Raw genomic sequence first — 10,269 nt, forward strand, 5'->3', positions numbered from 1 at the left:
GAGCGCTGGCTGGCGGCGGGCCACCAGGCGGGGATGGGCTGGATGAACGACCCGCGCCGCCAGCGGATCGAGGCGCTGCTGCCGGGGGTGCGCAGCGTGCTCGCCGTGGGCTGGAACTACCACGTGGCCCAGGAGCAGGCACCGGGCAGCCTGCGGGTGGCCCGCTACGGCTGGGGACGCGACTACCACCGGGTGATCGATGGGCGCCTGCGGCAGCTGGGGCGCTGGCTGGAGGAGGCCGCACCGGGCAGCCGCTGGCGGGCCTGCGTCGACAGCGCCCCCCTGCTCGACAAGGCCTGGGCGGAGGAGGCGGGCCTGGGCTGGATCGGCAAGAACGGCAACCTGATCGATCGCCGCCGGGGCTCCTGGATGCTGCTGGGCCACCTGCTCACCAGCCTCAACCTGCCGCCCGACCGCCCGGCCGAACCCCTGTGCGGCGCCTGCACCGCCTGCATCGACGCCTGCCCCACCGGCGCCATCGACGAGCCCTTCGTGGTGGATGCCCGCCGCTGCCTGGCCTATCACACGATCGAGAACCGCGCCGAAACCCTGCCGGCGCCGATCGCCGGGCGGCTGGAAGGCTGGGTGGCCGGCTGCGACATCTGCCAGGAGGTCTGCCCCTGGAACCACCAGGCCCTGCCCATCGCCACTGAAGCGGACGTGCAGCCGCGCCCGTGGCTGCTGGATCTGCGCGGCGAGGAAGCCCTGGGCTGGAGCGACGCCGACTGGGACGAGCGGCTGCGGGCCTCGGCCCTGCGGCGGATCCGGCCGGCGATGTGGCGGCGCAACATCCGGGCGGCGCTGGCGGGCGGTGGGGGACAACGGGGGACGGCTCCCTAGGCTGGGGCGATTCGGGGTGCTTCCGTGGGCCGGCGGTTCTGGCGACTGTTTTCCTCCCTTTGCCTGGCCTTGCCACTGACGGTGCTCCCCGCACCGGCCAAGGCGCTGGTGCCGTTTGTGTACCTGCCCCAGGACAAGGAACTGGAGGGGGCTGGGCTGGGCATCGCCCAGGCGGCAGCACGGCTGCTGCGCCTCGGCCAGGCCGAAGATGCCGCCCGGCTGGCGGAGCTGACCGTGCGGCTGCTGCCGGACGACCCCCGCGGCTGGGTGCTGCTGGCGGAGGCGGAGCTGCGCAGCAACCAGATGGAGAAGGCGGTGGTGGCCCTGGCCCGGGCCAAGCAGCTGGATCCGAACAACGCCGGCATCTGGTTCGCCGAGGGCTCCCTGGCCCTGCGCAACGGCAAGCCCCAGGACGCCATCGGCCTGCTGCGCAAGGGGCTGGAACTGGACAGCAAGAACGCCGGTGCCTATTTCGATCTGGGCAATGCCCAGATCCTGCTGGGCAACACCCAGGAGGCCCTGGGCTCGTTCGAACGGGCCTCCGGGCTGCGCAAGGACTTCTGGGAAGCGATCAACAACCAGGGCCTGGTGCTGTTCGAGAGCGGCCGCACCGCCGACGCCATCGGCCGCTGGCAGCGGGTGTTGAAGATCAAGCCGGACATCGCCGAAACCTCCCTGGCCCTGGCGGCGGCCCTGTTTGAGCGCGGACCGGCGGAGCGGGCCCAGGCCCTGAAGCTGGCCGAAACCGCCCTGGCGGAGGAGCCCAACTACGTGAAGGACAACTTCCAGAAGGAGCAGCTGTGGGGACCGCGGCTGCGGGCGGTGACTGCCCAGCTGCTGGCCCTGCCTGAGCTGAAGGCCGCGGTCGAGCGGGCCCAGGCCAATGCCACCGCTGGTGACGGCAACGGCGGCAGCAGCGACGACTCCTGAGCTGGTCGCCACGGGCACCATCTGTAGGCTGAGCGCCCTGAGCCGCAGACCCCCAGGACCGGATGCCGGACGAGCGCGTCCAACCGATCGCCCTGCATCAGGAGATGCAGCGCTCCTACCTCGAGTACGCGATGAGCGTGATCGTGGGACGGGCCCTGCCGGACGTGCGCGACGGGCTCAAGCCGGTGCAGCGCCGCATCCTGTTCGCGATGCACGAGCTGGGGCTGACCCCGGACCGGCCGTACCGCAAGTGCGCCCGGGTCGTGGGCGACGTGCTGGGCAAGTACCACCCCCACGGTGACCAGGCGGTTTACGACGCCCTGGTGCGACTGGTGCAGACCTTCGCCAGCCGCCACCCGCTGCTGGATGGCCACGGCAACTTCGGCTCGGTGGACGACGACCCGCCAGCCGCGATGCGGTACACGGAAACCCGGCTGGCGCCGATCGCCAATGAGGCGATGCTCGATGAGATCGGCAGCGACACGGTCGATTTCGCCTCCAACTTCGATGGCTCCCAGCAGGAGCCGACGGTGCTGCCGGCCCAGCTGCCCTTCCTGCTGCTCAACGGCTGCACCGGCATCGCCGTGGGCATGGCCACCAGCATTCCCCCCCACAACCTGGGCGAGGTGGTCGATGCCCTGATCGCCCTGATCCGCAAGCCCGACCTGGCGGAGGAGAAGCTGCTGGCGATGGTGCCGGGCCCGGACTTCCCCACCGGCGGCGAGGTGCTGCTGGGCAGCGGCGTGCGCGACACCTACGCCACGGGGCGGGGCAGCATCCCGATGCGGGGCGTGGCCCACATCGAGGAAGTGCAGCCCGGCAAGGGGCGCCACCGCCGTGGTGCCGTGGTGGTGACCGAACTGCCGTACCAGCTGAGCAAGGCGGGCTGGATCGAGAAGCTGGCCGAGCAGGTGAACGACGGCAAGATCGGTGGCATCGCCGACATCCGCGACGAGAGCGACCGCGAAGGGATGCGGGTGGTGATCGAACTGCGGCGCGATGCCGAACCGCAGAAGGTGCTGGAGGAGCTGCAGCGCCGCACGGCCCTGCAGAGCAACTTCGGCGCCATCCTGCTGACACTGGTGAACGGCCAGCCCCAGCAGCTGAACCTGCGCCAGCTGCTGCTGCGGTTCCTGGAGTACCGGGAGCTGACGATCCTGCGGCGCACCAACCATGCGCTCAAGCGCTGTGAAGACCGGCTGGAGGTGGTGCAGGGGTTGATCAGAGCCCTCGATGACCTCCAGCGGGTGATCGCAATGATCAGCGAGGCACGGGATGCCGCCACGGCCCGGGCCAGCCTGCAGGTGCACCTGGACCTGAGCGAGCGGCAGGCCGATGCGGTGCTGGCCATGCCGCTGCGGCGACTGACGGGACTGGAGCAGGAGGGGCTGCGCAAGGAGGCGGCGGAGCTGGAGCAGGAGCGCACCCGGCTGCGGCACCTGCGCGACGACCGCGACACCCTGCTCGACACGATGGTGAGCGAGCTCAAGGGGCTGAGGAAGCGCTACGCGACGCCGCGCCGCACCCGCCTGGTGGAGGGCGGCGACGCCCTGGTGGCCCAGCGGGCCGCAGCGGTGCGGCCCAACACCGAACTGCAGCGGCAACAGGCCTATGAGGCCCTGGCCGGTGATGGCCGCCTGCTGATCCAGACCGACGGCGCGGTGAGGATCGTGACGCCCCAGATGCTGGGCCGGCTGCATCTGGACCAGGCAGCCGAGCTGGGGGAACTACCGCCGCCGGCGCGGCTGATCCTGCCGGTGGCGGAGCAGCCGGCCCTGCTGGCCTTCAGTGCCGGCGGCAAGGTGGCGCTGCTGCGCTGGGAATTCGCCGGCCAGCACCCCGGCAAGCTGGAGCGCTTCCTGCCGGACAGCCTGCACGGGGAGCAGGTGGTGCAGGTGCTGCCGGTGCCGCAGCCGGCCAGCGGCAGCCTGGGTTTGCTGAGCACCGATGGGCGTTTCAAGCGGCTGCCGATCGAGGATTTCCTGGAGCTGTCGGGCCGGCCCGCCACCGTGCTGAAGCTCAAGGAGGGGGTGGCGCTGCAACGGGTGGTGCCCTGCCTGGAGGTGGAGGATCTGGTGGTGGCCACCAGCACCGGGCGGGTGCTGCGGCTGGCGATCAACGACGCCAACCTGCCGGTGCTGGGCCGCACCGCCCAGGGCCCGATGCTGCTGCGCCTGCTGCCCGGCGAACGGGTGGTGGGGGCGGCGCGGGCCGCTGCAGGCGGCGATGTGCTGCTGGCCAGCCGCCACGGCCAGGTGAAACGGCTGCAGCTCGAGAGCCTGCGGCCCTGCCAGCGGGGCGCCATGGGTCAGATCGGCCTGCGCTTCCTGGAGCGCGACGACGCTCTGGTGGACCTGCAGTCGGGCGAGGCCGGCGTGATCGGCGTGACCCTGGAGGGCGGCGAGGGCCGCAGCCTGCGGCTGAAGGCCGACCAGCTGGCACCGGAAGACTGCGGCGGCTCGGGCACGTTGCTGGCGCTGAAGCCGGGCGATGCGGTGCAGCAGCTGGTCCCCTTGATCGGGGGGCCCTAGGCCGGCCGCCGGACGATCAGCCCGTGCTCGCTGGCCGTGGCGGCAGAGTTCGCCCAGAAGGCCATCGCTTCTCCAGCCGAGCGACCTGTTCGGCCATGGTCACAGCGAGGCCGTCGCTGCTGATGTCGGCCGCAATGCTTTGGAGGTAGGTGGTTGTGAGCGTCTCGCTATAACCGTCAGGGTCGCCGCAGGCCAGGTTGTACGCCTGGATCCGCTCCCGCATCTGCTGCAGGGCGCCATCCAGGCCGCGGTGGCGAACGTAGTGAACGCCGACAGCGAGATGGGCGCGGTGCGTCCAGTTGGCACGGAGAAGGGAAAGGGCTTCGAAATCGTGGACCAGCCATTCGATCTCGGCGTCGTCCTCGAGGGGGAGCTCCCGTTTCACGCCCCCAGTTCGATCCGCATCTCGACCATGGTGGGGCGCAGGCCGGCGCGCTCGAACAGTTGCCGGGCGGCGGCATTGTGCGTCGACGCGCTGAGCATCAGGCTGCTGGAGCCCAGGTCGAGCGCCGCCTCCTTGGCCGCCTCGAGGAGCCGGCGGCCGATCCCACCGCTCCTGGCCTGGGGATCGACGTAGAGGTCGTGAAGCCAGGCTCCGGCACGGCGCAGCTCCACCAGGCTCATCGGCTCCATCCGCACGAATGCATAACCCACGGGTTGGGAGCCGGCCTCGGCGATCAGCAGCACGACCTCAGGACGCTGGAGCTCCGCTTGGAAGAACGCCGCATAGGCGCCCTCGCCCCCCGGCGGCACGGCGAAGCGCTCCCCATCAAAGCCGACATGCAGCTGACCGAGGGCGAAGCCGAAGCGGGCCAGCACCATCAGGTCCGTGTCCTTCGCTCTGCGCACCGTCAGGGGTGGTTCGTTCACCCAACCTCGCCCCAACAGATGGAGATCCAGTCCAGGGATGATCGTATCCCTCAGAGTCCCCGGCAATCAGCGGGCAGGTACCGCAGGGCGATGCGGGCCTCCTTGCGCAGGCGCGTCTCCTTCAGGAAGCGGATCGACCGCCAGGGCTGTGGGTCCCGAGGGTGATGGCCCTTGGATTGCATTCCCATACGCCAAGGTCTGGCGAAATATATTCTCGGCCAATGAGTCCAGGCCATCGCTACACAGTAAACATGGCCTGTAGGAGATTCAGAGGCTGAATCCGTAGGGAGCTGTGGTGACACGCAATCGGTGGGCCAGCGCCTTGATGATCCCCTGCACGATCTCGGGGTGATCGGCCATCAGGCTCTGTAAGGTCGATTGCTCAATCTGATAGAGAGTCGTCGGATCGACCGCGCTCACCGAGGCTGAGCGGGGTTGCGGGTCGAGAGCGGCCAGCTCGCCCACGATCTCACCGTCCGAAAGTTCAACGATGGTCTGGTCGCCGATGTGTACCCGCACCAGGCCTGTAACAATCACGTACATCGAGGTGCCGCGATCGCCCTTGGCGAACAGCTGCTGGTTGGGGGCAAGCTGCACTTCTTCCACTGCCTCAGCCACAGCGGCCAGCCCGTTGTCGGGAGTGGAGGCGAAGATACTGGCTCGCCTGAGCCGCTGAATCTTGTCATGCGAGGCCGCGCTGGACATGGCACTTGGAGAAGGAGGGTCTGATAGCGGTTCAGACCGAGGACAATCACAGCAAATCTAGCGTCCCCACCAACCCTCGCAAGTTAAAACAGATTCACATCGATTTGTCGCTTTCGGCAGTCGCTACGAATGACCCAAGCAGATGCAAACAGTTGCTCAACGCTCTACATGTGGCAACCTCTGCGAGGGGGTAATGGTAACTCTCCAGAGCATCCGTCGTGGTCGCCTCCACGTGGATTCCAGCCAAAGAAAGTCTTGGTGAATATGTGCTCATTGCACCGTTGGCATGTGGTCATGCTAACCGGCAGCAATCACCTGCACGCAGGCATGTAAGCCAAGGCTATTCACTGGGTGCATACTCCTACAGAGGCGAGTCAGGTGCATTGCAAGGCTAGGGACGCTCTGGACAACGCCTGGGTCAGCGATGGGCTGCGAGTGCCATGTGTTGCGCGTGTCTCTGCGCGTCGACATCCAGCTTGGCGTCGATGGCGCGCAGCCCATCGACGTACGCGATCGGCAGACCGTGCTCAACAGCGCCGGCGACCACCAGAGCCCTGTACCAGGTGAATGGCGAGATTCTTTCATCGACCTTGGTCGCGACATAGGCCGTTGCCATGATGATTGCCGTCCTGCACTCGACCAGGATTTCCTTCTCTGCGTAACCGATACCAAGTCCTTCTGCACGGTCAAGATGCTGCTTCTCATGGGCCGGAATCTCGTAGAGAACGCCATGGACGGCTGACCCTGGCTCTGCAAGGACGATGTCGCACTTGCCTGATCCATCCTTCGCGACTTTGTGCCACCGGAGCGCGTGGCCACGCAACGTAGCAGTGCCAATCAGCTGAGCCCCAGGAACGCGCTGGCGCAACCGTGCGGAGAGCATGTTAGAGCCGTAGGCGAAGTTGAGGAGAACCACGGCAGTTGCTTGTGTGGAGGATAACGATCCAGATCAGAAGCGGGTAGAAGCCAATGCATTCACTAGGCAATCTAGGCCCCGGCCGCTGGATCTTGATGTTAAGCGTTGCTTTTACTCGCCGACTGGCGTACACAGTTCAATCAGACAACCATCCGGCGCTTGAACATACGAGACGATCTGCCCCCATGGTTTTGTGACTGGCGCGCTCAATTCAGTGGCGCCTTCCTTCAATGCATGAGCATGAGCAGAAGCGACGTCAAGAGTCACCAAACCGATTTCCATCCCCAGGGGTGCTGTTGATTCATTTGCACGAATATGGCCACCTGGGAAATTAACAATGCCAAGTTCGTGTGCAGCAAATAAAAGCGTTGTTTCTCCAGTCTCAAGTTCTCCATATGTTCCCGATTCATGGAGGAAGCGTTGCTTAAACCCAAATGCACGCTCGTAGAAACGCAGGGATGAAGCGACATCGGCGACGTACAGAATGGTGTATCCGAGCTTCATTGTCAAAATCAAAGTAAGGTGGATCTCAGATTACCCCGAAATGGCAGTTGGAGGTAAGAACCTCGGCTTGGAGATACGCCTAACGCTGCCCCTGAGTGGCAGGCAAAGAGTATCTGGTATCAGAAGTCAACTTGTGGTGGCCTGTCCACTCCAGGGGCTTGTTCGAAGGTGTCGCATCTCAACATGCAGCGTTTGCGGACCTATGCCTCATCTACAAAGCTCAAGTCACCTCCGCTTCACTTCTCACACTCGCGCTCAACTTCAGGCCCAGGGCCGCGACCACCCTCAGGATTGTGTCAAAGCTGGGACTGCGCTCTCCAGACAAGGCCTTGTAAAGACTCTCCCTCGAAAGTCCTGAGTCTCTGGCCACCTGGGTCATCCCCTGGGCCCTTGCAATGTCGCCCAGGGCCTTGGCAATGAACGCAGCATCTCCATCCGCCTCCTCGATGCAGGCTTCCAGGTAGGCCGCCATCTCATCTTGTGTTCGGAGATGCTCGGCAACGTCGTAGGGGGTGGTCGTGGCTTTCATCAGATCTCCTCCGTCAGGTTGCCTGCCAAAAGAAGGGCCTCATCAATGTCCTTGGCTTGTGAGCTCTTGTCTCCGCCGGCTAAAAGGATGATCAAATCGGTTCCTCTCTGCAGGTAGTAGACCCTGTATCCAGGGCCGTAGTTGATCCGCAACTCCGACACACCGGCCCCAACGGGCTTGACGTCGCCAGGATTGCCGCCGATGAGACGCTCGATCCTGGCCAGAACCATCGCCCGGGCTCTCAGATCACGCAGACCCGCAAGCCATCGGACGAACCGCTCTGTCTGGCGGACTTCAACCACCCACCGACTGTAGCCCTCTGGCTACGGCCGCGCAACGCTGCCTTGCTGGTTCCCAGCAAAAACGCCACATCCTTCGAACGCTGCCCCTGAGTGGCAGGCAAGGAGCCTGTGGCCGCGCCAGCAAGGATCTAGCGGTGGCCTGTCCACTCGAGGGGCATGTTCGAAGTGTCGCTTACCCACAGGCAATAAACGAAAACCACCACATGAACTACAATGTCTATTGGTGACACGTACCGCACAATGGCATTGCGTTTTTGCCATGACAGAGATATAATTGTGTATCCGCATCAGGAGTGAAGAGCGAAAATGATCCCCAATTCAGCAAGTCTGCACAACTTGGTGAATAGGACCATTACAGTTGTTCCCGTACATCGATCTCACCCTACTCCAAACGAACGGATTGGCCTACGTCACCTTGGCAGGTTGATGTCCCAGCGCCCCGTCATTATTGTTTCACCGGGGACGATCGAGACGCAAGCCTATAAACAGTTGTTACCAAATGCCTGCGATCTTAAAGTCTCACCTGAGTGGATGCAAAGCATAAGAGCCTACAACCGCATGCTGATATCACCATTGATCTATAACCATCATCTTCTCGATGGCTATAGCCACATGCTGCTTCATGAGCCTGACGCCGTCCTTCTGAAGGATGAACTTGATCAATGGACAGAAGAACCATACGACTTCATTGGATCCCCATGGACGCGACAGGACGCAGATGCTCTAGCCGGGGTTGCCCTTTGCCAAGGTGCAAACGGTGGGCTATCTCTCACCAACCTTGAGGCGATGCGACGGGTGACTTCATCTTGGCTTCGTTGGCACTCATGGCGACACGTTTTAGGAGATTTATCCTACGGGCTCGTTGAGCGCGATCGCCTGAAGGTAAGAAGGGGACTTATCGCAGCCTATCCTGGTGGCTTACTTCGAGGAGCTTATCGCCTCTACAATACAGGATGGGATATTTTTTTCACTCAACTTGTACCATCACTGTTGCCTGATTTCCGAGTGGCTCCTCCAAATGTCTGCGTAAGGTTTGGCTGGGAAACCGGCACGTACGCATGCAAGCTTTATAATGGCGGCTATCCACCGCTTGGCTTGCACGCCTGGATGAAATATGAACCCACTCAAATGCTTGAATTGATGCAATCCATGGGTGTTGACTGCCGCGGATATGAACCCGCACAATAACGTGACGTGTTGTCGCTGCAACTGCCAAACAGGAAGATTCTCAACTGCCATCTCACAGAGGTCACGGGCATCATGGAACCTCTTGCTATGTCCCCTACGCGACAACTAGGGTCAGCATGATTTACCAGCGGTAGAAACTGATTGCATCTGACGTTGGTCGACGATGTTTGTAGTAAATTTCAAGTGTCAGGAGCCCCAGCATAACGATCTCAATCACGGGCTCTCTCTCCTCAATCCTTCGAACTCTTTATTGGACGGTACCGTGAACCACGGGCCTTCCTCTGCTCCCTTTCCGTGAACCACAGCTGTTGCCAATCAGCCATGGGACGAGAATCCTCTCCTACACAGCGATCTTAGTTAGAAGGCCAAGTCTTTGGCCGTGGTTCACGGGTCCGATAAACACATGTAGCCATGGCTACATCATGTCTGCTGGACTGCATACACCAAGCGGCCCACGGTTCGGCACATGGGTGTAGATCATGGTGGTGTTCACGTCCTGATGTCCCAGGAGTTCCTGGATCGTTCGGATGTCCTGGCCCCGTTCCAGCAGGTGGGTCGCAAAGGAGTGCCGGAAGGTATGGCAACTGGCCGCCTTCGTGAGTCCCGCCTCGGCCACAGCCCGCTTCACGGCCTTCTGCACCACGCTCGGATCGAGGTGGTGGCGGCCCTGGGTTCCTGAGGCCCGGTCTCGCCAGCGGTTTTGTTGGGGAAACACCCACTGCCAGGCCCACTCCCGATCCGCCTTCGGGTATTTCCTCGCCAGGGCGTAGGGCATCACCACCCGGCCCCAGCCCGCCGCCAGATCAGCCTGATGCAGCTGGCGCACCTGAGGTGGATGGCTTTTATTGGACAGATTCGGTCCCTGACATCGTTAACTCCGGGCGGGAGGAACAGGGTTTGGTCTCAGTGTAGACCTCATGGGGAGTTTTGCCTCCCAGTGCGCTGTGCGGTCTT

Annotated in this window: 12 protein-coding genes; 4 read left to right on the forward strand and 8 right to left on the reverse strand. The window is 63.5% G+C overall.

Features of this window, described 5'->3' with window-relative positions; genetic code table 11:
• The 3 genes from queG to VB739_RS15255 all read left to right on the forward strand — a co-directional run.
• A partial coding sequence (gene queG, locus VB739_RS15245) for a tRNA epoxyqueuosine(34) reductase QueG (RefSeq protein WP_323357879.1) occupies positions 1-840 on the forward strand: 840 nt, incomplete at its 5' end.
• Between the two features lie 24 nt (positions 841-864).
• The gene (locus VB739_RS15250) at positions 865-1,770 is read left to right on the forward strand and encodes a tetratricopeptide repeat protein (protein ID WP_323357880.1); all 906 of its coding nucleotides are present in this window, start codon (positions 865-867) and stop codon (positions 1,768-1,770) included.
• 62 nt (positions 1,771-1,832) lie between these two features.
• On the forward strand, positions 1,833-4,301 hold the full coding sequence (locus VB739_RS15255) for a DNA topoisomerase (ATP-hydrolyzing) (RefSeq protein ID WP_323357881.1): 2,469 nt from the start codon (positions 1,833-1,835) through the stop codon (positions 4,299-4,301).
• Between the two features lie 16 nt (positions 4,302-4,317).
• Here VB739_RS15255 and VB739_RS15260 read toward each other — a convergent pair whose 3' ends face one another.
• From VB739_RS15260 to VB739_RS15290, 7 genes are all read right to left on the reverse strand, one after another.
• A complete protein-coding gene (locus VB739_RS15260; protein WP_323357882.1) occupies positions 4,318-4,686 on the reverse strand; it encodes a hypothetical protein in 369 nt (122 codons plus the stop codon).
• Complete coding sequence (locus VB739_RS15265) at positions 4,683-5,171, reverse strand: GNAT family N-acetyltransferase (protein WP_323357884.1); 489 nt, start codon at positions 5,169-5,171, stop codon at positions 4,683-4,685. The genes VB739_RS15260 and VB739_RS15265 overlap by 4 nt, the downstream gene beginning before the upstream one ends.
• 267 nt (positions 5,172-5,438) lie before the next feature.
• Positions 5,439-5,876 (reverse strand): cyclic nucleotide-binding domain-containing protein, encoded by a 438-nt coding sequence (locus VB739_RS15270; protein WP_323357885.1) that lies wholly within the window; start codon positions 5,874-5,876, stop codon positions 5,439-5,441.
• A 418-nt stretch (positions 5,877-6,294) separates the two neighbouring features.
• Positions 6,295-6,792 (reverse strand): gamma-glutamylcyclotransferase family protein, encoded by a 498-nt coding sequence (locus VB739_RS15275; protein ID WP_323357886.1) that lies wholly within the window; start codon positions 6,790-6,792, stop codon positions 6,295-6,297.
• Positions 6,793-6,903: 111 nt separating this feature from the next.
• Complete coding sequence (locus tag VB739_RS15280; RefSeq protein WP_323357891.1) at positions 6,904-7,296, reverse strand: VOC family protein; 393 nt, start codon at positions 7,294-7,296, stop codon at positions 6,904-6,906.
• Positions 7,297-7,516: 220 nt separating this feature from the next.
• Entirely contained in the window at positions 7,517-7,825 is a 309-nt protein-coding gene (locus tag VB739_RS15285; protein WP_323357887.1) for an addiction module antidote protein, read from the reverse strand.
• The gene (locus VB739_RS15290; RefSeq protein ID WP_323357888.1) at positions 7,825-8,127 is read right to left on the reverse strand and encodes a type II toxin-antitoxin system RelE/ParE family toxin; all 303 of its coding nucleotides are present in this window, start codon (positions 8,125-8,127) and stop codon (positions 7,825-7,827) included. Before VB739_RS15290 ends, VB739_RS15285 begins: the two co-directional genes overlap by 1 nt.
• Positions 8,128-8,553: 426 nt before the next feature.
• Between VB739_RS15290 and VB739_RS15295 the strand changes: the two genes are divergently transcribed.
• A complete protein-coding gene (locus tag VB739_RS15295) occupies positions 8,554-9,315 on the forward strand; it encodes a DUF5672 family protein (protein WP_323357889.1) in 762 nt (253 codons plus the stop codon).
• A 415-nt stretch (positions 9,316-9,730) separates the two neighbouring features.
• Here VB739_RS15295 and VB739_RS15300 read toward each other — a convergent pair whose 3' ends face one another.
• Positions 9,731-10,141 carry a tyrosine-type recombinase/integrase gene (locus VB739_RS15300; RefSeq protein ID WP_323357890.1) on the reverse strand — a complete coding sequence of 137 codons (411 nt, stop codon included), beginning with the start codon at positions 10,139-10,141 and terminating at the stop codon, positions 9,731-9,733.
• Between the last annotated feature and the right edge of the window lie 128 nt (positions 10,142-10,269).

The organism is Cyanobium gracile UHCC 0281 (assembly GCF_034931305.1).
In the GTDB taxonomy this organism is placed as follows: Bacteria; Cyanobacteriota; Cyanobacteriia; order PCC-6307; family Cyanobiaceae; genus Cyanobium; species Cyanobium gracile_A.